This is a genomic window from Streptomyces sp. HPF1205, from assembly GCF_020400825.1.
In the GTDB taxonomy this organism is placed as follows: Bacteria; Actinomycetota; Actinomycetes; order Streptomycetales; family Streptomycetaceae; genus Actinacidiphila.
In genome coordinates this window covers 22,975-45,180 of sequence record NZ_JAINVH010000021.1, presented here as the reverse complement: position 1 = coordinate 45,180, position 22,206 = coordinate 22,975, and the positions used below count along the sequence as shown (strand labels likewise).

22 protein-coding genes are annotated in these 22,206 nt (G+C 75.5%); 9 read left to right on the top strand and 13 right to left on the bottom strand.

Annotation, left to right across the window (positions count from 1 at the left end; translation table 11 throughout):
* Positions 1-86: 86 nt before the first annotated feature.
* Together K7G61_RS23055 and K7G61_RS23050 are read right to left on the bottom strand one after the other, a co-directional pair.
* Entirely contained in the window at positions 87-644 is a 558-nt protein-coding gene (locus tag K7G61_RS23055; protein ID WP_225848849.1) for a hydrogenase maturation protease, read from the bottom strand.
* 286 nt (positions 645-930) lie between these two features.
* On the bottom strand, positions 931-1,866 hold the full coding sequence (locus K7G61_RS23050; protein ID WP_225848848.1) for a helix-turn-helix domain-containing protein: 936 nt from the start codon (positions 1,864-1,866) through the stop codon (positions 931-933).
* A 420-nt stretch (positions 1,867-2,286) separates the two neighbouring features.
* On the opposite strand from K7G61_RS23050, the gene K7G61_RS23045 reads away from it, so the two are divergent.
* Entirely contained in the window at positions 2,287-3,603 is a 1,317-nt protein-coding gene (locus tag K7G61_RS23045) for an MFS transporter (RefSeq protein WP_225848847.1), read from the top strand.
* A gap of 67 nt (positions 3,604-3,670) precedes the next feature.
* Here K7G61_RS23045 and K7G61_RS23040 read toward each other — a convergent pair whose 3' ends face one another.
* Positions 3,671-4,585: a class I fructose-bisphosphate aldolase gene (locus tag K7G61_RS23040; protein ID WP_225848846.1), complete on the bottom strand. Its 915-nt coding sequence runs from the start codon at positions 4,583-4,585 to the stop codon at positions 3,671-3,673.
* 268 nt (positions 4,586-4,853) lie between these two features.
* On the opposite strand from K7G61_RS23040, the gene K7G61_RS23035 reads away from it, so the two are divergent.
* Positions 4,854-5,717, top strand: coding sequence for a universal stress protein (locus tag K7G61_RS23035; protein WP_225848845.1), 864 nt, complete (start codon positions 4,854-4,856; stop codon positions 5,715-5,717).
* 42 nt (positions 5,718-5,759) lie between these two features.
* On the opposite strand, the gene K7G61_RS23030 is transcribed toward K7G61_RS23035, so the two are convergent.
* A complete protein-coding gene (locus K7G61_RS23030; RefSeq protein ID WP_225848844.1) occupies positions 5,760-6,788 on the bottom strand; it encodes a 6-phosphofructokinase in 1,029 nt (342 codons plus the stop codon).
* A 147-nt stretch (positions 6,789-6,935) separates the two neighbouring features.
* Between K7G61_RS23030 and K7G61_RS23025 the strand changes: the two genes are divergently transcribed.
* From K7G61_RS23025 to K7G61_RS23015, 3 genes are all read left to right on the top strand, one after another.
* On the top strand, positions 6,936-7,400 hold the full coding sequence (locus K7G61_RS23025; RefSeq protein WP_225848843.1) for a universal stress protein: 465 nt from the start codon (positions 6,936-6,938) through the stop codon (positions 7,398-7,400).
* 66 nt (positions 7,401-7,466) lie between these two features.
* Positions 7,467-8,267 carry a sigma 54 modulation/S30EA ribosomal C-terminal domain-containing protein gene (locus tag K7G61_RS23020; RefSeq protein ID WP_225848842.1) on the top strand — a complete coding sequence of 267 codons (801 nt, stop codon included), beginning with the start codon at positions 7,467-7,469 and terminating at the stop codon, positions 8,265-8,267.
* Positions 8,268-8,328: 61 nt separating this feature from the next.
* On the top strand, positions 8,329-9,981 hold the full coding sequence (locus tag K7G61_RS23015) for an MFS transporter (RefSeq protein ID WP_308190682.1): 1,653 nt from the start codon (positions 8,329-8,331) through the stop codon (positions 9,979-9,981).
* A gap of 47 nt (positions 9,982-10,028) precedes the next feature.
* On the opposite strand, the gene K7G61_RS23010 is transcribed toward K7G61_RS23015, so the two are convergent.
* The 3 genes from K7G61_RS23010 to K7G61_RS23000 all read right to left on the bottom strand — a co-directional run bounded on the left by K7G61_RS23010 (position 10,029) and on the right by K7G61_RS23000 (position 12,192).
* Positions 10,029-10,916 carry a universal stress protein gene (locus K7G61_RS23010; RefSeq protein WP_225848840.1) on the bottom strand — a complete coding sequence of 296 codons (888 nt, stop codon included), beginning with the start codon at positions 10,914-10,916 and terminating at the stop codon, positions 10,029-10,031.
* A gap of 84 nt (positions 10,917-11,000) precedes the next feature.
* Positions 11,001-11,876 (bottom strand): universal stress protein, encoded by an 876-nt coding sequence (locus K7G61_RS23005; RefSeq protein WP_225848839.1) that lies wholly within the window; start codon positions 11,874-11,876, stop codon positions 11,001-11,003.
* A 106-nt stretch (positions 11,877-11,982) separates the two neighbouring features.
* On the bottom strand, positions 11,983-12,192 hold the full coding sequence (locus K7G61_RS23000) for a hypothetical protein (RefSeq protein WP_225848838.1): 210 nt from the start codon (positions 12,190-12,192) through the stop codon (positions 11,983-11,985).
* A gap of 286 nt (positions 12,193-12,478) precedes the next feature.
* Between K7G61_RS23000 and K7G61_RS22995 the strand changes: the two genes are divergently transcribed.
* The 3 genes from K7G61_RS22995 (at position 12,479) to K7G61_RS22985 (ending at position 14,849) form a co-directional block, all read left to right on the top strand.
* Positions 12,479-12,697: a DUF1918 domain-containing protein gene (locus K7G61_RS22995; protein WP_225848837.1), complete on the top strand. Its 219-nt coding sequence runs from the start codon at positions 12,479-12,481 to the stop codon at positions 12,695-12,697.
* A 110-nt stretch (positions 12,698-12,807) separates the two neighbouring features.
* On the top strand, positions 12,808-13,221 hold the full coding sequence (locus tag K7G61_RS22990; RefSeq protein ID WP_225848836.1) for an Hsp20/alpha crystallin family protein: 414 nt from the start codon (positions 12,808-12,810) through the stop codon (positions 13,219-13,221).
* A gap of 134 nt (positions 13,222-13,355) precedes the next feature.
* Complete coding sequence (locus tag K7G61_RS22985; RefSeq protein WP_225848835.1) at positions 13,356-14,849, top strand: ATP-binding protein; 1,494 nt, start codon at positions 13,356-13,358, stop codon at positions 14,847-14,849.
* A gap of 42 nt (positions 14,850-14,891) precedes the next feature.
* Here K7G61_RS22985 and K7G61_RS22980 read toward each other — a convergent pair whose 3' ends face one another.
* From K7G61_RS22980 to acsA, 6 genes are all read right to left on the bottom strand, one after another.
* Positions 14,892-15,344 (bottom strand): CBS domain-containing protein, encoded by a 453-nt coding sequence (locus K7G61_RS22980; RefSeq protein ID WP_225848834.1) that lies wholly within the window; start codon positions 15,342-15,344, stop codon positions 14,892-14,894.
* A 91-nt stretch (positions 15,345-15,435) separates the two neighbouring features.
* Positions 15,436-15,696 (bottom strand): acyl carrier protein, encoded by a 261-nt coding sequence (locus K7G61_RS22975; protein ID WP_225848833.1) that lies wholly within the window; start codon positions 15,694-15,696, stop codon positions 15,436-15,438.
* The gene (locus tag K7G61_RS22970) at positions 15,693-17,219 is read right to left on the bottom strand and encodes a dihydrolipoamide acetyltransferase family protein (RefSeq protein ID WP_225848832.1); all 1,527 of its coding nucleotides are present in this window, start codon (positions 17,217-17,219) and stop codon (positions 15,693-15,695) included. The genes K7G61_RS22975 and K7G61_RS22970 overlap by 4 nt, the downstream gene beginning before the upstream one ends.
* Before the next feature lies 1 nt (position 17,220).
* The gene (locus K7G61_RS22965) at positions 17,221-18,228 is read right to left on the bottom strand and encodes an alpha-ketoacid dehydrogenase subunit beta (RefSeq protein WP_225848831.1); all 1,008 of its coding nucleotides are present in this window, start codon (positions 18,226-18,228) and stop codon (positions 17,221-17,223) included.
* Entirely contained in the window at positions 18,225-19,328 is a 1,104-nt protein-coding gene (gene pdhA, locus K7G61_RS22960) for a pyruvate dehydrogenase (acetyl-transferring) E1 component subunit alpha (protein WP_308190681.1), read from the bottom strand. Before pdhA ends, K7G61_RS22965 begins: the two co-directional genes overlap by 4 nt.
* On the bottom strand, positions 19,325-21,076 hold the full coding sequence (gene acsA / locus K7G61_RS22955) for an acetate--CoA ligase (protein WP_225848926.1): 1,752 nt from the start codon (positions 21,074-21,076) through the stop codon (positions 19,325-19,327). The genes pdhA and acsA overlap by 4 nt, the downstream gene beginning before the upstream one ends.
* Before the next feature lie 468 nt (positions 21,077-21,544).
* On the opposite strand from acsA, the gene K7G61_RS22950 reads away from it, so the two are divergent.
* Positions 21,545-22,159, top strand: coding sequence for a hypothetical protein (locus tag K7G61_RS22950; RefSeq protein ID WP_225848830.1), 615 nt, complete (start codon positions 21,545-21,547; stop codon positions 22,157-22,159).
* The last annotated feature ends 47 nt before the right edge of the window (positions 22,160-22,206 follow it).

Below are 22,206 nucleotides of genomic sequence, written 5' to 3'. Positions count from 1 at the left end.
TTCCCTCCGCCCGGCCTGGTGGCAGCTACGGACCAGTTGTGGGCCGGCACGGGCCGGCTACGGACAAGCTCTCAGGTGAGGGCGCGTCAGCTCGGGTGGCCGTCCGGCGTGTCCCCCGAGGGGAACCGGATCGGCCGCCCCGTCGCCTCTGTGCCGGGCGGTGCCGTGCCGGTGAGGTCGTCCTCGACGCGCCCGGCCAGGGCCCGCGCCGCGTCGGCCACCGCGGGCGTCAGGCCGGTGCCCAGGGACCGGTCGGCGCCCTCGACCGCGTAGACGACGAGACGGCGGGGGCCGCGCCCGAGGACGTGGGCGAGGCGCACCGCCTCGGCCAGGCCGAGGCCGTGGGTGCTGTGCCGCGCCGCGAGCCGGGGCACGGCGTCCGGGAGCGGGCACCAGCGGTGGACGCGCCCCGGACGCGGGGAAGGGGGGAAGCAGGCGTCGACGACGACCGCCAGAGCGGCGTTCTCCCACAGCCCGATCAGCCGGCCCGGATCCCCGTCGCACGTGTGCACCGCGGTCCCCGCGGGCAGCGGGAGGGTGGCGGACCGCTCCCGCACCAGTTCCGCCACGACCGGTCCGACGCCGTCGTCGCGCCGGAACCCGTTGCCGATCCCGATGACAACCGCACCGGCGGACGCCGTCACCCCTGCCCCTCTCCAGGACCCGCACGTCTCCGGCACGGGCAGCACGCGGCTCGTCGAGGCGCGGCGGACCGTACGGCGGGGAACGGACCGAACGGAACGAGCGGACCGAACGGACCGAACGGACCGAACGGACCCGTACGGCAGGACCGCGGCCTGCGCCCGTTCGTCCCCTCAGTGTCGGCGGGAGTGCGGGGAGAGCCGCCGGCGACACGCGACCGCACCCTCCGGGCGGCCCAGTGCGGCCCAGTGCGGCCCGGTGCGGGCCCGCGCGGCCCGGTGGTGCGGCTCAGCCCGCGCGGGCCGGGGCCAGAGGGCGTGCGGTGCGGGCCTCGGGGGCCTGCTCCGGGTGGCCGGCCGCCGCCGGCTCGGGCCGGGCGTCGGCGGATTCCAGCCGCAGCATGGCTTCCTCGTCCGCGGTGCCGGGGACCGCCTGGTAGACCACCATCCGCTGGCCTCCGGTCCTGGCCAGGCGCATGACCTCGTAGGTCAGCGTCATCCGCCCGACCGCCGGGTGCCGGAAGGTCTTCTGCCCGCCACCGCGCTCGCAGACGTCGTACCGCTCCCACAGCCGTGCGAACTGCGGTGATTTCAGGGCAAGTTCGTCGACGAGCGCGGCCAGTTCGGGGTCGGCCTGGTCCGCCCCCGCGACCGCCCGCAGGTGGGCCACCGAGTTCGCGACCGTCTCCTCCCACGGTTCGTAGAGCACCCGGCCCACCGGGTGCAGGAAGAGATAGCGCGTCAGGTTGCGCTGCCGCTCGGGCCAGTCCCAGATGCCGGGCAGCAGCCGCTCGGCGGGCGGGTTCGCGGCCAGCAGGTGGTTGTAGCGGCTGACCACGTACGCGGGGAGCGGGCGGACCGACTCCAGCATCCGCAGCACCGAGTCGCGGACGGTGTGGTCGGCGCAGGCCGGCAGCTCGGAGAGCCGGCCGGAGGCCAGCTCCGCCAGCTCGTGGAGGCGTTCGTACCCGTCACCGCGCAGCCGCAGCGCGCGGCCGAGGGCGTCGAGGACGGCGGGCGAGGGGTTGGTCTCCCTGCCGCGCTCCAGGCGGATGTAGTAGTCGACGCTCACCCCGGCCAGCGCGGCCAGCTCCTCCCGGCGCAGCCCTGGCGTGCGGCGCAGCCCCGCCCCGGCCGGCAGGCCCACGTCCTGGGGGCGCACCTGCGCCCTGCGCGCCTTGAGGTATCTGCCGAGTTCGGTGCCCCGCCCGTCCGCTGCCGCCATCCACCCATTGTGGCAGGCGGGCCGGGAACGGTGGGGGGCCGTGTCAGGGCCTGGAACGCGGCACCCGGGTACGGCGCGGTCTGCCGGGCGGCCGCGCGCCGCGGAAGAGTCTGCCGTGCGGCGGGAGGCGTGCCCGCCGGAGCCCAGGGGGTGCTGGACACCGGGCCGCGGCTCCGGTCGGCACGCCGCCCGCCCGGTTCCACCGAACACCGTCAGACGTACCCGCTTCCCTCGGAGGTCACCGTGCCCGTCGCCCCTTCCCCGTCAACGTCCGCGGCCCCTGGCGGCGTCCGGGCCCGTGACCGTACCCACGCAACGCGGGCCCGCATACGTGGGACGCGGGCTCGTGCCCTCGGGACGCGGGCCCGGCCCGACGCACCGCCCGCGGGGGCGCCGCCGCGGCACACGGGCGTCGCCCTGGTGGCCTCGCTGCTCGGCTTCACGGTGATCACCATCGACGTCTCGGCGGTGAACATCGCGCTGCCCTCGATCCGTGACTCCCTGAGCGGGGGGATGGCCGGGCTGCAGTGGGTCGTGGACGCCTACACCCTGATGTTCGCGGCCCTGATGCTCTCCGCCGGCGCCCTCGCCGACCGCGCCGGCGCCCGCCGCGCCTACGCCTGGGGGGTGTGCGCCTTCACCCTGGCCTCGCTCGGCTGCGCGCTCGCCCCCGGCATCGGTGTGCTGGTCGCCGCGCGGGTGGCGCAGGGCGGAGCCGCCGCGGTCGTCATGCCCGCCTCGCTGGCGCTGATCCGGCAGGCGTACGACGACGCGCGGGCGCGCGCCCGGGCCATCGCGCTGTGGACGGTCGGCGGGTCGGTGGCGATGGCGGCGGGGCCGGTGCTGGGCGGACTGCTCACGGACACGGCCGGCTGGCGGGCGGTCTTCCTGCTCAACCTCCCGGTGGGGGTGCTGATCACCGCCCTGCTGGTCCGGGTGCCGCGGTCACCGCGTCGGCCCGCGGCGCTGGACGGCGGCGGCCAGGTCACTGCCGTACTGGCGCTGGCCGGACCGGCGTTCGCGGTGATCGAGGGCGGGCACCTGGGCTGGACCAGCGGCCCCGTACTGACCGCGGCCGCGATCGCCGTCGCGTCCGGTTGCGCCTTCTTCCTGGTGGAGGCCCGGCACCCGCGGCCCATGGTCCCGCCGGGCATGCCGGCGAACCGCGCGGTGAGCGTCCCGCTCGTGGTCGGTTTCGCCCTCAACGCCGCCTTCTACGGCGGGATCTTCCTGCTCGGGCTGTACTACCAGCAGCTTCGCGGCATGTCGGCGATCGGGGCGGGGCTGATGTTCGTCCCGATGTCGGCGGTGGTGACGGCGACCAACCTGGTCTCGCCCCGGCTGGCGGAGCGGATCGGGCGGCGGCGGGTCATCGTGACCGGGCAGGTGATCTTCAGCGCGGCGATGCTGACCATGCTGCCGCTGGCCGCGCACACCGCGCTGTGGCTCGTGCTCGTCCTGCTGCTGCCGCTCAGCGTCGGCGGGGCGCTCACCGTGCCCGCGCTGACCGCGCTGCTGATGGACGCCGTGCCGGCGGAGCGCACGGGCACCGCCTCGGGCCTGCTCAACTCGCTGCGCCAGACGGGCGGCGCGCTGTCCGTCGCCGTCTTCGGCAGTCTCCTCAACGGCCCCGGCGGCGCCTTCAGCCTGCCGGGCATGCGCGTGGGCCTGCTCGCGGCCGCCGCGCTCCTGCTCTGCACGGCCGTCCTGTCCCGCCTGCTGCTGCCGGCCCGGTGACGATCCGTCCGGGCCGGCGTCCGGCCGTCCGCGGTGACGCGCGCGGTGGCCTGCGGGGCTGCCCGCGTCAGGTACCGGGCGGTCCGCCGCGGGGGTACTTGGCGAGTATGTCCCGCAGATGGGCCACGAACGTGAGGGACTCGTCGTGCTCACGCTGCCAGACGTTGCGTCCGAAGATCAGCCCGGTCGCGCCCGCCTCCATCGACTGGCGTGCCTTCTCCAGCATGGCCTCGTCGCCCGCCTTCTCCCCGCCGGAGACCAGCACCAGGGTGCGGTTGGCCGACCGCACCACCGCGTCGATGGCCTGCTGGGGGGAGAACTCGTGGCGGTAGGCCTCCTTGACCCCGGACATCTTCTCCGGGTGGGGGAAGTTCACCTTGACCATGTCCGCGCCGAGTTCGCCGGCCGTGCGCGCCGCGTAGTCGACGGCGTAGAAGGAGTCCTTGCCGCCCTTCGCCTCGATCGCGGCGCCGCGGGGATAGGCCCACACGATCAGCGGCATCCCCAGCCGCTGGGCGTCCTCCCGCACCTGCCGCAGCTGCCGGAAGTCCGTCTCCTGGGCGGGGCTGCCGACGTACAGCGTGTAGCCGACGGCGTCGGCGCCGAGCCGGACCGCGTCGGCCACCGACGCGTGCAGCGGCGACAGAGCCTCGGCGTCGGAAGGGATGTCGGTCTTCCCGTTGAGCTTCAGGACGAGCGGCACCTCGCCTGCGAAGTCCCAGTAGAACTTCTCGGCCAGCCCGATCTGCAGGACGATGCCGTTGAACTGCCCCTCCAGCGCGAGCCTGATGATGTACGCGGGGTCGCTCACCGCGGGGTTGGCGGCGAAGTCGCGGGGGCCGTGCTCCAGCCCGTGGTCGTACGGCAGGAAGATCGCGGTGCCGTTGCCCAGGCCGTGCTGGTGGAGGATCCGGTTGAGGCGGGTCTTCTTCCCCGTGCCGAGCCCGGCGCCGCTGATGCCTTTGCCTGGTTGCCTCGTCATGCCGCAAGCGTCACACAGGGCGCGAAGCTCACAGCAGGGTCCATTGGGCCCCATTCCGGGACCGAACGGGATGTTCGGGACACCTCCGGCCGCCCGTCCCGGGTGGTGGCGCCGAGTGGGGGATTCCACAATGGTCACCGGGGGTGACCGCGCCCGGTGGCAGTGCCGCCGGAGGGCCGGGCGCCGTCGGGAGGCCGGCAGGACCGTTCGGCCGCCGGCCCGGACGCGGCGCGGCGACGGCGACGGCGACGGCGGGAAGGAGCGCACGATGACCCGCAGCGTCGTGGCCGGGATCGACGGATCCCACGAGAGCCTCGTCGCCGCCGAGTGGGCCGCCCGGGAAGCGGCCCTTCGCGGCCTCGGACTGCGCCTGGTGCACGCCGCGCCGCCCGCCCCGGACCACGACCGCGCCGAAGCGGCGGCCGCGTTCTCCTGGGCGCGGTCGGGCCAGGACCTGCTCGACCGCGCCGAGGCCCGCCTGGCCGTGCTCCATCCCCATGTGGCGGTCACCGGCGCACAGGTCGCCGGGCCGGCCGCGGCCGGCCTGCTCGCGGCCTGCGAGGGCGCCGCGCTGCTCGTCGTGGGGGCACGAGGGGACGGCGGGTTCGACGGCCTCGTGGTGGGCGCGACGGCGCTGGCCGCGGCGAGCGGCGCCTCCTGCCCCGTCGTGGTGGTGCCGGCGGAGGCCGCCGTGCCCGAGCCGGAGGTCGTCGTGGGCGTCGGCGCGCGGCACGCGGCGGGGCCGGCCGTGGACTTCGCCTTCCGCGCCGCCCGGACGAGCGGCGCCGCGGTGCGTGCCGTGCGCGCGTGGACCCCGCCCGGCGTCTCGCCGCAGGCCGTCCTCGGGGTGCCGGAAGAGGACCGGGGCACGTGGGAGGACGAGGAGGTCCAGCGGCTGTCCGACGTGCTGCGGACGTGGCGGGAGACGTACCCGCACGTCGCGGCCCGGCCGGACGTCGTGCTCCTGCATCCGGCGTACGCGCTGGTCCGCGCCTCGCGGCGAGCCGATCTGCTGGTCCTCGGCCGCGGCCCGGGCCCGCGCCCGCACACCCCTCGGCTCGGCCCGGTCGCCCACGCCGTCCTGCACCACGCGGGCTGCCCGGTGGCCGTCGTGCCCGGCGCGTACGCCTGAGGCGTCACGTACGCGTACGGCGTCGCGTACGCGCGCGAGGCGTCAGGTGCCGAAGAACACGTCGAACTCCGCGTACAGGTCCTCCGGGACGCGTTTGGTCGCCTTCGTCGCCTCCGCGAGGGGGACGCGTGTGATGTCCGTGCCGCGCAGGGCCGTCATCGTGCCGAAGTCGCCGTCCTTGACCGCGTCCACGGCGTGCAGGCCGAAGCGGGTGGCCAGCCACCGGTCGTAGGCGCTGGGTGTGCCGCCGCGCTGGATGTGGCCGAGGACGGTCGTGCGGGCGTCCTTCTCGGTGCGGCTCTCGATCTCCCGGGCCAGCCAGTCGCCGATCCCGGACAGGCGGACGTGCCCGAAGGCGTCGCGCGACTCGTCCTTGACGACCATCTGCCCGGCTTTGGGGACCGCTCCCTCCGCCACCACCACGATCGGCGCGTAGTTGATCTCGAAGCGGTTCTCCACCCAGGAGCAGACGCGGTCGACGTCGAACTCCACTTCCGGGACGAGGATGACGTTCGCGCCACCGGCGACGCCCGAGTGCAGCGCGATCCATCCGGAGTGGCGCCCCATCACCTCGACCACCAGCGTGCGCTTGTGGGACTCGGCGGTGGTGTGCAGGCGGTCGATGGCCTCGGTCGCGATGCCCACGGCCGTGTCGAAGCCGAAGGTGTAGTCGGTGCCGCCCACGTCGTTGTCGATGGTCTTGGGCACGCCGACCAGGGCGACCCCCGTGTCGGCGAGGGCGGCGGCGACGCTGAGGGTGTCCTCACCGCCGATGACGACGAGCGCGTCGACCCTGTGCGCCGCGAGGGTGTCCTTGATGCGCTCGACCCCGTTGTCGAGCCGGAGGGGGTTGGTGCGCGAGGAGCCGAGGATCGTGCCGCCGAGCGGGAGGATGCCGCGCACGGCCGGGACGTCCAGGGGCACCGTGACGTCGTTGACCGCGCCGCTCCAGCCGTCGACGAATCCGACGAACTTCCAGGCGTACTCCTGCGCGCCCTTGCGTACGACGCTGCGGATCACCGCGTTGAGACCGGGGCAGTCACCGCCTCCGGTCAGCACTCCTACCCGCATGGCTGCTCTCCCTCGGATGGGATCCCCTTTCAGCTTGGACCCATATGACGCGCGGCGCACGGCCTCCTGACCTCCCCTGAGGTGCGGCCCCGCGCCGCCGCGGCGATGGTGGGAGGAGGGGGCCGAGCGTGACCGGGCAGGTGGGTGATGAGCGAGGAAGCGACGTCCGCCCCGCGGATCGTGGTGGGGGTCGACGGCTCCGGACAGTCCAAGGCGGCCCTGCGCTGGGCGGTCGCCCAGGGGAAGCTGACCAGGGCGGTGGTCGAGGCGGTCATCGCCTGGGACTTCCCGACCTCCTGGTACGGGCTGGCCCCGCCGACCGGCACGGGCCCCGGCGACTACGAGACGCAGGCGCGCCGGATCCTGGACCGGGCCGTCGACGAGGCACTCGGCCCCGGTCCGGGGCGGCCGGTCGACCTGCGCCCCGTCGCGGTCCAGGGGCACCCGGCCCGCGTCCTGATCGACGCCGCCGCGGGAGCGCGGCTGCTGGTCGTGGGGAACCGGGGCCACGGCGGGTTCGCCGAGGCCCTGCTGGGCTCGGTCGGCCAGCACTGCGTGCAGCACGCCCCCTGCCCCGTCGTCGTCATCCGCGGCTCCGGCGAGGTCACGTGACCGGGGACCGTCCCGTGCCGTACGCGCCGCGGGAAGCCAAGGGCAACAGCGGTCAGGAGGGACGCCATGAAGCGACGGACACCACAGCAGGCTCCTGAGATCGAGGTGCGGACCAGGGGGCAGATGCCGCCGGGCACCGAGGACTACGCGCTCGACAAGGTGGGCGCGTTGTTCGACCGGACCCGCGAGCCGGTGCTGTTCGCCCGTGTGCGGCTGACCCACCAGGCCGATCCGGCGGTGGACCGGCCGGTGATCGCCCAGGCCAATCTGGACGTCAACGGCCGCCCGGTCCGCGCGCACGTCGCCGCCGCCACCGTCACGGAGGCGGTCGACGTGCTCCGGGACCGGCTCGCGGCGCGGCTGGAGAGCCTGGCGGAGCACGACGAGGCACGCCGCGAGAGAGGACCGGGTGGGGGGCCGCACGAGTGGCGGCACGGCGACGAGCCCGCCCGGCGTCCCGACTGGTTCCCGCGCCCGCCGGAGGAACGCAGGGTGGTACGGCACAAGTCCTTCTCCCTGGCCCGCGAGACGCCCGACGAGGCGGCCTTCGAGATGGAACTGATGGACTACGGGTTCCACCTGTTCACCGACCTGGACACCGGCGAGGACAGCGTGCTGTACCGGTCCGGCCCGACCGGCTACCGCCTGGCCCGCACGCACCCGGGCGAGGAGAGCGTGAGCGGCACGGCCGTACCGATCACGGTCAGCGACCTGCCCGCTCCCCGGATGACCGTGGCGCAGGCCAAACGGCGGCTGGACCTCACCGGATACCCGTTCGTCTTCTTCGCCGAGGACACCACCGGACGGGGGAACGTCCTCTACCACCGATACGACGGCCACTACGGCCTCATCACCCCCGCCGACTGACGGCCGCGCCCCGTGAGGAGGAGGGACCGACCATGATCACCGGGGTGGCGCCCCGCGGCCGGTGCGTGCCGCGCGGCGTGTCCGAACGAGCGCGGTGACGGCCGCCCGCCGTCGCGACGGCCGGGCGGGACGGCGCGGCCCGAGGGGTCCGCGGCCGGCGGGACGGCGTACGAGGGGTGGCGCGGCGCCGGCGGGGCGCGCCCCGGAGCGCTTCCTTCCCGTCGTCCTGGGCCTCGCCATCGCCTTCGCGATCACGACGGTCGACCCGCTGGTGCTCAGCTTGAACCTGCCGGACATCACCCGCTCCCTGCACGTGCCGCCCGACCTCGTCGGCCTGCTCAGCGGCGCGTCCACGCTGGTCGTGGCCGCCGCCGTCCTCGCGGTGGGCGGCCTCGCGGACGCCTACGGCCTCAAGCGGCTGCTGGTGATCGGGCTCGTGGCGAACGCGGTCGTCAACCTGCTCGCCGCCCTCTCCCCCGGATACCGGTTCCTGCTGGCGACGCGCCTGCTCGACGGTCTGGCGCTGGCCGTCCTGATCGGGGTCAGCCTGGCGCTGCTGAAGGCGTCCGTGCCGGAGCGCAGGCGGCCGCTGGCGATCGGCGTCTTCATGGCCGCGGAAATGGTGCTGTGCGGGGTGACCCCGACCGTCGGCGGGTGGGTGGTTGAGACGGTCGGCTGGCGGTGGCTGATGCTGCTGGCCCCGGTCATGTCGCTGACCGCCCTCGCGCTGACGTCCCGGTACGTGCGCGAGCCGCCGGTCGGGAGCCGTCACCGGCTCGACGTGGCGGGCGTCTGCCTGGTCGGCGTCACCCTTCTCGCGCTCGTGGTCGGCGTCGCCCATCTGCAGAACGGTGCCGGGCGGGCCGCGGCCTGGCTGCCGCTGGTGGTCTGCGCGGCGGCGGCCGCCTTGTTCGTCCGGCGCGAGCGGCGCGCCCCGGAGCCCGCCGTGGACCTCGCGCTGTTCCGCGGCGCCGCCTTCACCGTCGCGCTGCTGGCCGGATGGGTGCTCAACTTCCTGTGCTCCGGCTTCAGCGTCGTGCTGGCGCAGTTCGGCAGCGTGGTGCTGTCGCTGTCCCCGCGCGCGATCGGCCTCCTGTACCTGCCCGGGACACTGGCGGTCGCGGGGGCGGTCGTCCTGGCCGGCCGGCTGGTCGGCACCCGTACGCCCGAGCCCGTCATGATCACGGGCCTGCTGGTGATGGCCGCCAGCGGTGTGCTGATGGCGTGCACCGCGAAGCCCTCGATGGCGCTGTGGCTCCTGGTGCTGGCCACCTGGCTGCTCAACCTGGGATCACTGGTGACGGCCACCGCGGTCTCCGAGACCGTGCTGGCGCACGCTCCGCCCGGCAGGTCCGGCGCCGTGGCCTCCCTGCAGCCCGCGGTCGGGATGACCGGCTACGCGCTGGGGCCCTCGGTCCACCTCCTGCTGCTGAACCTCTTCTTCCAGCGGCGGTGGCTCGACGACGCCAGGGACCGCGGGGTGTCGGTCGCCACGGCCCAGCAGGCCGTGGACGCCGAGCGCAGCGCCATGGCGCACAGTCCGGGCGCCGCCGGGTACGACCCGAACCTGCTCCGCCAGGCTTCCGGGCTGCGTCTCGACCTCGACTTCAGCGACGCCCTGCGGCTGACCATGGCGACGGTCAGCGTCCTGCCGCTCGCCCTGGCGGCGGGCGCGTACCTGCTCGCCCGCCGCCGCCCGCGTACCGCGCCCTGACGCGCCCGTGCCCTGGCCCGGGTCCGGGGACGGCTCCCGGGCCCGGGTCAGGCGCCGGCCGCGCCGCGGACGACGGCCACGGGGCAGTGCGCGTGGTGCAGGACGGCCTGGCTCACCGATCCCAGCAGCAGCCCGGCGAACCCGCCGCGTCCTCTGGCGCCGACCACGAGGAGCTGGGCGTCGCGGCTCGCGTCGATGAGCGCCGGCCGGGTGGCGGCGCGCAGCGGCCGGCGCTCGACCCGCACATGCGGGTAGCGCTCCGCGCAGCCGGCGACCGCCTCGGCGAGCAGGCGCTCCTCGTCCTGCGCGAGCATCCCTGACCCGTAGGCGTAGGGCGCCGCGGGATCCTCCGGCGGCTGGGGCACCGGCACGTTCCAGGTCGTCCACGCGTGCAGCGCCACGAGGCCGGTCCCGCGCAGGGACGCCTCGTCGAAGGCGAAGGCGACCGCGTCCTGGGCGGCCGGGGAGCCGTCGACGCCCAGGAGTACCGGTCCCGTGCCGTCCTGCCGTCCCCGCACCACCAGCACCGGGCAGCGGGCGTGGGCCGCGAGGGCGACCCCGGTCGATCCCACCAGCAGCCCGGTGAAGGCACCCGTTCCCCGCGACCCGACGACCACCAGTTGCGCGGCCCGGGACTGCCCGGCCAGCACGGTCAGCGCGTCGCCCGCCACCACGGCCCGCGAGACCTCCACGTGCGGCGCGGCGGTACGGGCGCGGTCCACCGCACGCGCCATCAGAGGACCGGTCAGGGCGTGCATGTCGGCGTCGGAGAGGGGCGGCAGCGGCCCGCCGACCGGGTAGTGCAGCACCGGCCAGGTGAAGGCGTGCACCACCCGCAGACCCGTGCGGCGCCGCCGGGCCTCGACGGCCGCCGCCGCCACGGCGTCCAGACTCGACGCGGAACCGTCCGTACCGACGACGACAAGGCTGCCCACGGTTGCCTCCCGCCTGCGCGCTCACCCTCAGGCTCCCTTCGCCGCCGCCCGCGCGCCACTTGGAGGGCGTTACGGCGGGCCCGTCTAGGGCGAGGGGCGCGGGACGGTGACGACGGGGCAGCGGGCGTGCAGGACCGCGCCCTGGCTGACGGACCCCAGCAGCATGCCGGGGAAGCCGCCGCGGCCGCGGGACCCCACGATCAGGCCGAGGGCGTGCTCGGACTCCTTGGTGAGGACCTCGACCGGGTGACCCGTCACGACCTCGTGGCGCACGTCCACGTCCGGATACGCGGCGGTGCGCCCGGCCAGCGCCTCGGACAGCAGCCGCCGGCTCTCCCGGAAGTCCGCGGCGTCGTCGCAGCCGGGTACCGGCGGCAGCCGCACGTACAGGGCCCGCAGGCGCGCGCCGCGCACCGCGGCCTCCTCGAAGGCCCAGTCGACGGCGGCCGCCGAGTGCGCGCTGCCGTCGACGCCGACCACGAGGAACGCGGGCCGCTCGCTGACGTGCTCCGGTTCGGGGACGACGACGACGGGGCAGCGGGCGTGGGCCATGAGCGGCAGGGCCACGGCGGCCGAGGTGAACCGCTCCTGGAAGGCGCTCAGGTGCCATGAGCCGAGCACGACCAGGGAGGCGTCGCGCGCCCGCTCGTGCAGGACCCACTCCGGATGCCCTTCGGCCAGCACCGCGGACACCCGCGCCCCGGGGCGTCGGGACGCGACGAAGGCCACCGCCTCCTCCAGCAGGAGGTTCCCCGCGGCGCGCAGGCCCTCCTGCCACCGGTCCCAGGCCGGCTGCCCGGTGGCCGGGCGGTAGCCGGGGGGTACCTCCATGGCCAGGACCAGCAGCAGCGGCAGGTGCCGCCGGTCCGCCTCGTCGGCGGCCCAGGCCAGTGCCGCGCGCCTGCCCGGGTCGGGGTCGACGCCGACGACGATGGGTGGGCGTCCTTCCGCACGCGTCATAGCCGGCTCCATGGTGTCGATGGACCGCCGCAACTCCTCGTGGCGCCCACCGGACACCGGTCTTCGTGCCCGGCGCCGCGGGACGGGCGGGATCCGCCGGGCAGGGCTACAGGCCCTTGGCGAGCAGGATCTCGTGGGCCAGGCGCGCGCCGCGCGCCGGCTCCTGCGGCGACGTCTCCTGCGAGGGGACGGCCTCCAGCCCGCGGGCCAGCGCGCGTACGGCCTCGGCCAGCGTCGCCACCTGTGCTTCGAGCCGGCTGAGCCGGGTGTCCACACCGGATACGGCGGCGGGTCCGGGGGTGTCGTTGTCAGCCATGTGCGGATCCTTGCGGTGCGTGACGGAGTGACGCTACGCGGCTCGGTAGCCGTCGGCGGTAGGCGCGGACGCGCCTTTTCCACACATATCGCCTGCGGCGTGCCCGCGCATGTCCGGCGGCCGGGGCCCGGCGGAGGGCGCCCGGCGGCGGGCGGGACCCGGCAGGGGGCTCGGGCACGCGCGTATCCTCGGGAAGTGGCACCGGCGGTCGCGCGCCGTCCCGGCGACCGCGTCGTCGCGGAGGGCGAGCACCCGGCCGTCGTGCGGCAGTCGGAGGGAGAAGCCGATGCGCGCACACGTCGGAGACTGGATCGTGGTGGAGTCGCGTCACCTGGACGGACCCCGCCGCCGGGGTCGGATCATGCGGCTGGAGCATCCGGACGGCACGCCGCCTTACGTGGTGCGCTGGATCGAGAACGACCGGGAGACGGTGTTCTTCCCCGGCCCCGAGACGCACCTGGAGACCGGCCACGGGCGCGACGCGCGCGGGCACGCCTCCGCGTAGGGCGCCGTCCGGCGTGGTCCCGTCGCCCCCGCGCCTCGTACTCCCGTGCCCCGAATTGCGGGCCGGTGCGCGGCGGAGGAGCGTGAAGACGAGGAGAGAGGTGAGCCCTCATGGCCAACGACGTCACGCGCAGGCGTCCCCGGTGGCTGCCGGAGCTGCTGGAGGACTTTCCGTGGGAGATCCACCTGCCCGGCGGTGAGCACGTGATCCGGGTGGAGGAGTCCACCGAGGAGGGGGCGTACGTGGTGCGGGCCGAGCTGCCCGGCCTCGACCCCGCGGAGGACGTGGAGATCACCGTGCAGGACAGGGTGCTGACCGTGCACGCCGAGCGCTCGGAGGAGGAGCGTACGAAGCACCACTCGGAGTTCCGCTACGGCTCCTTCACCCGCTCCGTCCAACTGCCGGCCGGTGCCCGGGAGGACGACATCACCGCCGCCTACGACAAGGGCATCCTCACGGTGACGGTGCCCCTGGCCGAGGCCGGGAAGGAACCCCGCAAGATCCGCGTCGGCGCGGGCGGCTGACGCCGGCCGCCCCGCGTCCCGGCGGGCGCGGACCGGGGGACGCGGAGCCCCGGCGTCCCCGGCGGCGTGGAGCCCGGCGGCCGACCGCCCGGGTCGCGACCGGCACGGGAGGCCGCCAAGGATGGGAGTCACCGGTGCCTGGATCCGACACCCTTCAGTACGCCAAGCCGGAAACGCTGTTCGACCGGGACGCGGAATGGGACGCGCTGGCGGCGTTCGCCGGCGACAGACGGCCGGAACCCGGCCTCGGGGTGGTGTCGGGCCGCCTCCGCCAGGGCAAGACGTACCTGCTGCAGAAGCTCACCGCCGAGACCGGCGGCTTCTACTTCGCCGCCCAGGAGGCCGCCCCGGTCGAGTCCCTGCGGCGGCTCGGGGAGGAGTTCGCCCGCTACAGCGGCGACGGCCCGCCGTCCCACTGGCGCGGCTGGGAGGACGCTGTCGACGCGCTGCTCGCGCTGGGCGGGCAGCGGCCGCTGCCCGTGGTGATCGACGAGTTCCCCCACCTGGTACGGCAGAGCCCGGAGCTGCCCTCGGCCATCCACCGCGCCTTCCAGCGGATACGCGCGCGCGGCACGGACGGCGGCAGCCGCACCCGGCTGCTGCTGTGCGGGAGTCCCCGTCCGATCATGAGCAGGCTGTTCGGCGCCTCCTCGCCGCTGCGGGCCCTGGCCGACCTGGATCTGACGGTGCGGCCGCTGGACTTCCGGCAGGCCGCGCGGTTCTGGGGCACGGCCGACCCCCGCCTGGCGCTGCTTGTGCACGCCGTGGTGGGCGGCAGCCCCGCGTACCGGTGCGCCTACGTGGGGGACGACACCCCGGGTGACGAGCGCGACTTCGACGCCTGGGTGTGCCGCACCGCCCTGAACCCCGGCCTGCCGCTGTACCACGAGGCGGATCACCTGCTGGACGACGAGGCGGGGCACAACGGTCACGACCTGTGCCATTCGGTGCTGGGGGCCGTCGCCCTGGGATTCCCGACGGAAGGCGCGGTCGCGAAATACCTCGACACCCCGCTGGGCGACCTGTCGCGCTGCGTCGAGGCGCTGCGGGAGTCGGAGCTGCTGGAGGTCGGGCCCGACGCGTTCCGGCCGAAGGTGCACCGCCTGCAGATCGGCGAGCCGCTGCTGGCCTTCGAGCACGCGGTCACCCGGCCGCACCGCTCGGCGCTGGAGCAGGGTACGGCCGCGGACGTCTGGCGCAGGGCCCGTACCGTGTTCCACCAGGCCGTCATGGAGCCGCACTTCGCCCTCGCCTGCCGGGAGTGGGCGGCGCGGTTCGCCTCCGCGGCGACCTTCGGGGCGCCGCCGGCGTCGGCGGCCCACGGCTGCCTCGACCGGCCCGGGCGGCGGGCCGCGCTGGACGCCGAGGTCGTGGTGCGGGGTCAGGGGGAACCCGGGAGGGCGCCGCTGCTGTCGGTGGGCGTGGCCCGCTGGAACGAGGTCATGGACCTGCACCACCTGGAACGGATCCGGCACCTGCTGACCCTGCTCGCCACGCGCGGGGAGGACATCACGCACGCCCGCCCGGCCTGCTACAGCGGAACCGGCTTCAGTCCCGGGCTGCGCGCCGCCGAGGAGCAGGGCGACGTGGTCCTGGTGGACCTGGACCGCCTGTACCGCGGTCGATGAGCCTCGCGGCCGGCCGGTGGTCCGGGCGCCGTGCGTTCCGCCTCAGGCGGTCGGCTCCGCGGGCCGTCCCGGCTCCGCCTCCTGATCCCCGGCCGACGGCGGGTAGTGGCGGGCCGCGTTGACGACCCTGGCGAGTTCGGCGAGCTGGACGACGAGGTAGCAGAACAGGTCGTCGAAGGAGACCATGCCCACCAGCCGCCCGTCCTGGGTGACGGGCAGGTGCCGCGTGTCGATCGAGCGCATGGCCATCAGCGCCTCGGGAACCGTGAGGTCGGCCTCGACGGTGACGGGGTCGCCGGACATGACGGCCGCGACCCACTCCTGCGGCGGCAGCCCGCGGCCCATTCCGCGTACGGCCAGGTCGCGGTCGGTGACCACGCCCACCACGCGATCGTCGTCCACCACGGGCAGCGCTCCCACACCGGCGCCGGCCATGTGCCGTGCCGCCGTCTCCAGCGTGGCTTCCGGCGGGACGCTGACCGGGGGTGCGCTCATGGCGTCTCGTATCCGCATGTCGTGCCTGCCTTCCTGTTCGGCATCGGTACGGTGCGGCGGAGGCCGGGGGCGGCCCGCCGGTCCGCCGCCGTCACGTCCGGCCCGCCGGCGGGGCGCGCCGCACGAGCAGGTCCGCGCCGGCGCCGAGGGTGGTGAGACTCGGGTAGTCGTCCTCGTCGAGCCGGCAGCCCGAGCGCGCCGAGAGCTCCTCGACGAAGGACAGGAAGTCCAGCGAGTCCATGTCGAGGGCCTGCCGGAAGTCCGTGTCCGGCCCGATGGCGCCGAAGTCGGCGTCGGGAACGATGCCGGTGAGCACGTCCTTGAGCAGTGCCGTCGCCTGTTCGGGGTTCACAGTTCCTCCGGTTTCTGCGCCCACGCGTCCAGGGCCGTGAGGAAGCGGGCGCCGGTGGCGCCGTCGCTGGCCCTGTGGTCGGCCGACAAGGTGGCGGTGACCACCGGCCGGACGCCGAGCAGGCCGTTCACCGCCCAGGGACGTTCGACCACGCGGCCCAGGCCCACCAGCGCCACCTGCGGCGGGTGGATCACTCCGAACACGGCCTCGACGCCCTGGTCGCCGAGGTTGGTCACGGTGATGGTCGCCGACGTGCTCTCCGATGCCCTCAAGCGGCCGCCGCGGGCCCGCGCGACCACGTCCCGCAGCCGCGCCATCAGGTCGGGCAGCGGCAGCTCGGCGGCGTCAAGGATGGCCGCGGAGACCAGTCCCCCGCCGCGCAGGGACACCGCGACGCCGAGGTGGACCGAGGGAGCCGCGTCGAAGCCGTCATCGGTCCAGAAGCCGTTGAGTTCGGGCACCTGGCGGGCGGCCAGCGCCGTGGCCTTGAGCAGCACCGCCGTGGTCAGCAGCCGCCGGCCCACGGGGAGTTCGCGGTTGCGCTCGCGCAGCCACGCGACGGCCGTGCCGAGGTCCACGGTGGTGGACAGGTAGTAGTGCGGGATCTCCCGCTTGGCCCGTGCCATCAGGTCGGCGGTGGTGCGGCGCATGTCCGCGTACCGCTCGGGACCTTCCCTCCCGCCGCCCTCGCCCCCTGCGGCGGCTTCGCCCGCACCCTCTGCCGCGCCTTGTGCGGCGGCTTCCCCCGCACCCTCTGCGGCGCCCTCGCCCGCGCCCTTTCCCGCGCCTTCGCCGCCGCCCGCGGCCCCGCCCTCACCCGCGGCCGCGGCGCGCACGTCGCCGGCGCGTACCGCCCCCTCCCGGCCGCTGCCTGTGAGGGAGGCCAGGTCGATCCCCTCCTCCTCCGCGAGCCTCCTGGCCAGGGGGGTGGCTCGCACCCGGCCCGTGCGGCCCTCCTGCCGATCTCTCCGCCCTTCCCGCCCTTCGCGCCCTTCCCGCCCCCGCCGCCCCGGCTTTCCGGTGCCGGACAGGGCGACCGCCTCGCGCTCGACGTCGGCGCGGGTGACCCGCCCGCCGGAGCCGGTCCCGTGGACGGCGGCGAGGTCCACCCCGGCGTCTTCCGCCAGGTGGCGTACGAGCGGTGTCGAGGTCACGGCCCGCTCCCCCGCGGCGGGTTCCGCCGGGGCCGGCGGCGGCCCGGCGGGTCCGGGTTCCGGGGCCGCAGGAGCCGCAGGAGCCGGTTCGGCCGGCGGCCGTGCGGGGCGGCCGGCGGGCGTCTCGGGCGCCCCCTTCGCGGAGATCACGGCCAGCGGAGCCCCGACCGGCACGGTCGTGCCCGCGTCGACCAGCAGCCGGTCCACGGTCCCGGTCTCGAAGCACTCCACCTCGATCGCCGACTTGGTGGTGTCCACGACGGCGACGATGTCGCCCTTGCGCACTTGGTCGCCGGGGCCGACGAGCCACTCGACGAGCGTGCCCTCGGTCATGTCGGCGCCCAGCGCGGGCATGGTGAACTCGCCCATGTCACCCCACCGCCTCGCGTGCCGCCTCGGCGATGCCGTCGGGCTGCGGCAGCGCCGCCTCTTCGAGTTGCGCCGCGTACGGGGTCGGCACTTCCGCTCCGCACACCCGTGCCACGGGGGCGTCGAGGTCGTAGAAGGCCTGCTCGGTGATCCGGGCGGCCACTTCCGCCGACAGCCCGGCGGTCCGCCAGCCCTCGTCGACCACGACGGCCCGGTGAGTGCGCCGCACCGACTCCATGACCGTGGCGTCGTCCAGCGGGCGCAGCGTCCGCAGGTCGACGACCTCGGCGTCGACGCCCTCCTCGGCCAGCCGGTCCGCCGCCTGGAGGGTCTTGCCCAGCGAGCCGCCGTGGGTGACGAGGCTGACGTCGGTGCCGGACCGCCGGACCGCGGCCGTGTCGAGGTCCACAGGACCGCTCGCGGGTTCCACCTCGCCGGAGACGTTGTAGAGGGAGCCGTGCTCGAAGATCACCACCGGGTCGGGGTCGGCGAGGGCGGGGGCGAGCATCCAGCGGGCGTCGCCGAGCGTCGCGGGCGCCAGTACGCGGATGCCGGGGATGTGGGCGTACCAGCCCTCCAGGCTGTGCGAGTGCTGGGCCGCGAGCCTGCGGCCCGCGCCGGTGCTCATCCTGATCACCAGCGGTACGGACACCTGGCCGCCGGACATGTGCAGCAAGGTCGCCGCGTTGTTCAGGATCTGGTCCAGGGCGAGCAGGCTGAAGTTGACGGTCATGATCTCCACGATCGGCCGCAGCCCGGCCATGGCCGCTCCGATGCCCGCGCCGGTGAACGCCGACTCCGACAGCGGGGTGTCGCGCACCCGCTCCGGGCCGAACTGGTCGAGGAGGCCCAGGCTGACGCCGAAGGCGCCCCCGTAGCGGCCGACGTCCTCGCCCATGAGGAGGACGCGGTCGTCCGCGGCCATCGCCTCCCGCATCGCCTCCCTGAGCGCCTCGCGGTAGGTCGTGCGGGCCGGGCCGGCCGCGGTCGTCGCGCCGGCCGCCGTCATGAGGCCGGCTCCGCCGGGGTGGTGACGTACGTCAGCAGGTCGGACACCGGTTCCACGCCGCCTTCCTCCGCCGCCGCGAGGGCCTCGTCGAGTTCCGCGGCGACCTCGTCCTCCAGCCGTTCGAGGTCCGCGTCGGTGAACCCGTCCCGCGCGCGCAGCACGTCGGTGAACAGGGTGATCGGATCGCGCTGCCGCCAGCGTTCGATCTCGGCCTTGTCGCGGTACAGGTCCGGGTCGTACATCGAGTGCGCGCGGAAACGGTACGTGCGCAGCTCCAGGAACACCGGCCCACCCGTGTCGCGGACGGCCCGGGCGGCCTTGCCCGCGGCCCGCTCGACGGCGAGGACGTCCATGCCGTCCACCGCCCAGGCGGGCATGCCGTAGGAGGCGGCCCTGGCGGCCAGGTCGACGTGGGCGTGCTCGCGGGTGAGCGGGGTGCCCATGGCGTAGAGGTTGTTCTCGCAGACCAGCAGCAGCGGGAGGTCCCACAGGGCGGCGAGGTTGGCGGTCTCGTGGAACTCGCCCTCGGCGAAGGCGCCGTCGCCGAACATGCAGCACGTCAGCGCGTCCTCGCCGCGCAGGCGCTGGGCCAGGGCCAGTCCCGCGGCGACGGGCAGGCCGCCGGCGACGATGCCGTGGCCGCCGTAGAACCGGCGTGAGGTGTCGAACAGGTGCATGGACCCGCCGCGGCCCCTGCTGCAGCCGGTGACCCGGCCCAGCATCTCGGCGAGCACCGAGGCGGCGGGCAGGCCGCGGGCCAGGGCGTGGCCGTGCTCCCGGTACGAGGTCACCACCGCGTCGTCGGCGGTCAGGGCGGCGAACACCCCGGCCGACACGGCCTCCTCGCCGACGCACAGGTGCACGAAGCCGCGGATCCGGCCGGCGCTGTACAGCTCCACGCAGCGTTCCTCGAAGCGGCGGATGCGCAGCATCTCGCGCAGCAGGCCGCGGCGGTGGTCGGTGCCGGCGTCCGCCGCGCGTGCCCCGCCGGCCCGCGTGCCCGCCTCGGGCGCCCGCGGCCCGGGGCGCGCCTTGGTGGCGGGCGTGGCGCGTCCGCCGCGGTCGGCGGCGCGGTGCGGCCGCTCGGTGCGCGTGCTCATCGGGCCTCCTCAAGAGCGGAGACGTCACCTTCCGGCAGGCCCAGTTCGCGGGCGCGCAGCAGCCTGCGCATCACCTTGCCGCTGCGGGTCTTGGGAAGGTGCTGGTCGAAGACCACCTCACGCGGCGCCATGGCCGGGCCGAGCCGGCGCCGCGCGAAGGCGGTGATGTCACGGGCGAGAGCGGTGTCCGCCGTGAAGCCGGGCCCCAGGCTGACGAACGCCTTCACCACCTCGCCGGCCACCGGGTCGGGACGCCCGATGACGCCGGCCTCCACGACGGCGGGGTGCTCCATGAGGGCGCTCTCCACCTCGAACGGGCCGATCAGGTGGCCGGCGGACTTGATGACGTCGTCGGCCCGGCCGACGAACCAGAACCAGCCGTCGGCGTCGCGCCGGGCGATGTCGCCGCTGAGGTACCAGCCGTCGGCGAAGCACCGCCGGTAGCGCTCCTCGGCGTCGAGGTAGCCGCGGAACATGGAGGGCCATCCGGCGCGCAGCGCGAGTTCCCCTTCCGCGTCCGGGTCGTCCAGCACGCGCACCCTGCCCGAGGTGACGCGGGCCCGCCCGTCCGGGCCGCGCTCCAGGACCGCGGCCTCCACCCCGGGCAGGGGCCGCCCCATGGAACCCGGCCTGATCGGCGCACCCTCGACGTTGGCGATCATGACGCAGCCCGTCTCGGTCTGCCACCAGTTGTCGTGGACGGGGAGTCCGAGGACCTCCTCGCCCCAGCGGACCGCCTCGGGGTTCAGCGGCTCGCCCACGCTCGCGACGAAGCGCAGCGCCGACAGATCGTAGGACCTCGGCAGGTCCGGCGGGCTGCCCCGCGGGCTGGCGCGCATGAGCATGCGGATCGCGGTGGGGGCGGTGTACCAGACGTCGACCCGGTTGCGCGCGAGGATGCCGTACCAGCGGCGGGCGTCGTACTCGCCGGCGTCCACCACGGTGGTCACGCCGTGCGCCAGCGGAGCGCTGATCCCGTACGAGGTCCCGGTCACCCAGCCGGGGTCGGCGGTGCACCAGTAGACGTCGTCGGGGCGCAGGCCCAGCGCGGACGCGCCCGTCGCGTAGTGCGCCACCACCGCCTCGTGGACGTGGACGGCGCCCTTGGGCGTGCCGGTGGTGCCGCTGGTGAAGTGCAGCAGGGCCATGTCCTCGGGCGAGGTCGCGGGGATCACGAAGCCGTCCGCGGCCCGCTCCAGCAGCGCCTCGAACGGCGAGGTGCCCGGGGGGCGGCCCTCGCCCACCGTCAGCACGTGCCGCAGGTCGGGCAGCCGGTCCCGCTGGGCCGCCACCTTCCGCTCGTACAGCTCGTCCGTCGTCACCAGGACGCTCACCCGGCCCAGCCGCAGCCGCTCGGCCACCGGCTCGGGGCCGAACGCGGCGAACAGCGGGCACAGGACGGAGGTGTTCTTCAGCGTGCCCAGCACCGTGACGTACAGCTCGGGGCAGCGGCCGAGCAGCGTCGCCACCCGGTCCCCCCTGCCGACGCCGAGGGCGCGCAGCCCCGAGGCGAACCGGCCGCTGAGGCGGGCCAGCTCCGCGTACGTGACCGTCGTCACCGACAGGTCGGCGGCCACGCAGCGCAGGGCGGCCTTGTCGCCCCGGCCCGCCGCGACATGCCGGTCGACGGCCTCGTACGCGATGTTGAGACCGCGGCCGTCCGGCAGGCCGTCCAGACGCTCCCGCGCCCACTGCCACGAGTGGGGGCCGGCCGGTGTGCTCTGCGCGGGGCCGGGTTCCGGGCGCACGGCCCCGCCGGACACCTTGTTCACAGCGATCCCCTCTTGGTCGGTTCTCGGTCGGTCCTTGGTAGGTGCTGGATCCGGGAGGCCGTCCGGGGGGCCCGGCGGCCGGACCGCGGCCGGCGTTCGTCACCGCTCACCGGTGGCCGCGGGGGGACTTGGCGGGCGGCACGGGCGCGGAAACGTCCTCCGGGCGTTCCCGGCCCGACGGCGGCGGCGCCGTCCGTCCCCGGGGGCACCCGCCGTCCCGGTCACCGCGGAACCGCTGATTCCGCTGATTCCGCGTCCTTTCCATGCTGCGTCCGCGGGCGCGGTCCTGCGAATCGGTCGCCGCCGTGCCGCGCGGCCCTGCGGCGACGAGGGGGTCGGCCGTACCGGTGGCCCGGGTCGCACGGCCCTACCGCCGGGCCGGCTTCCGGACGAACGTGGGCAGCGTCGGCAGGCCGGCGTGGACGATGCGGCAGGTGACCCGCGATGGCATCTCACGAAGGACACTCCCACCGCGCGTGGACCCGCTCCGTGCCGACGGGCGCGGCGGAGGGTGACAATCCATTGCGCCGGGGAGTCGACCGGACGCAGACCTGGGCGGGGCGCGCCCTGGCGGTCCTGGCCATCCTGCTGCTCCCGCTGGCCGCCCTCGCGGCGGGAACGGCCACCCATCAGGCGTCGATGCACACGGTGCGGGTCCAGGCGGCGACCCGTCACCACGCGGTGGCGACGACGACGGCGGCCGCCCCGCGGACGTTCGACGCCATCCGCGTCCATGTGCCGGTACGGGTGGCCGGCACACCGCAACCCGCGCCCCCGGCCACCGCCCTGGTCGCGCCGGGCACCCCGGCCGGCGCCCCGGTCGCGGTGTGGGTCGACAACCGCAGCGGCCGGGTCGTGCCCCCTCCGAAGTCGCCGTCGGCGAGCACCCACGAGGCGGTCTGGGCCGCCACCGGGGCCGCGGTCGCGGCCGGCGGCCTGGTCTGGCTGCTGTGGCTGGTCGTGCGCCGGGTGGCCGGCTGGTGGCGGGTCGCCCGGTGGCAGGCGGAGTGGAGGCGCGTGGAACCCCGCTGGTCGGCCCGCTTCGACCGCGGCCCGTGACCGGCCCGGCCCAGCGCGGGGCCGGCCCGGTCACGCATCCCGCGCGC

Bases quoted from the DNA above. Each gene is read 5' to 3' on its own strand.
- K7G61_RS23050 (WP_225848848.1), bottom strand. From the start codon at position 1,866: ATGGCGGCAGCGGACGGGCGGGGCACCGAACTCGGCAGATACCTCAAG.
- K7G61_RS23040 (WP_225848846.1), bottom strand. From the start codon at position 4,585: ATGACGAGGCAACCAGGCAAAGGCATCAGCGGCGCCGGGCTCGGCACG.
- K7G61_RS23035 (WP_225848845.1), top strand. From the start codon at position 4,854: ATGACCCGCAGCGTCGTGGCCGGGATCGACGGATCCCACGAGAGCCTC.
- K7G61_RS23030 (WP_225848844.1), bottom strand. From the start codon at position 6,788: ATGCGGGTAGGAGTGCTGACCGGAGGCGGTGACTGCCCCGGTCTCAAC.
- K7G61_RS23025 (WP_225848843.1), top strand. From the start codon at position 6,936: ATGAGCGAGGAAGCGACGTCCGCCCCGCGGATCGTGGTGGGGGTCGAC.
- K7G61_RS23020 (WP_225848842.1), top strand. From the start codon at position 7,467: ATGAAGCGACGGACACCACAGCAGGCTCCTGAGATCGAGGTGCGGACC.
- K7G61_RS23005 (WP_225848839.1), bottom strand. From the start codon at position 11,876: ATGACGCGTGCGGAAGGACGCCCACCCATCGTCGTCGGCGTCGACCCC.
- K7G61_RS23000 (WP_225848838.1), bottom strand. From the start codon at position 12,192: ATGGCTGACAACGACACCCCCGGACCCGCCGCCGTATCCGGTGTGGAC.
- K7G61_RS22995 (WP_225848837.1), top strand. From the start codon at position 12,479: ATGCGCGCACACGTCGGAGACTGGATCGTGGTGGAGTCGCGTCACCTG.
- K7G61_RS22990 (WP_225848836.1), top strand. From the start codon at position 12,808: ATGGCCAACGACGTCACGCGCAGGCGTCCCCGGTGGCTGCCGGAGCTG.
- K7G61_RS22980 (WP_225848834.1), bottom strand. From the start codon at position 15,344: ATGAGCGCACCCCCGGTCAGCGTCCCGCCGGAAGCCACGCTGGAGACG.
- K7G61_RS22970 (WP_225848832.1), bottom strand. From the start codon at position 17,219: ATGGGCGAGTTCACCATGCCCGCGCTGGGCGCCGACATGACCGAGGGC.
- K7G61_RS22965 (WP_225848831.1), bottom strand. From the start codon at position 18,228: ATGACGGCGGCCGGCGCGACGACCGCGGCCGGCCCGGCCCGCACGACC.
- pdhA (WP_308190681.1), bottom strand. From the start codon at position 19,328: ATGAGCACGCGCACCGAGCGGCCGCACCGCGCCGCCGACCGCGGCGGA.
- K7G61_RS22950 (WP_225848830.1), top strand. From the start codon at position 21,545: ATGGCATCTCACGAAGGACACTCCCACCGCGCGTGGACCCGCTCCGTG.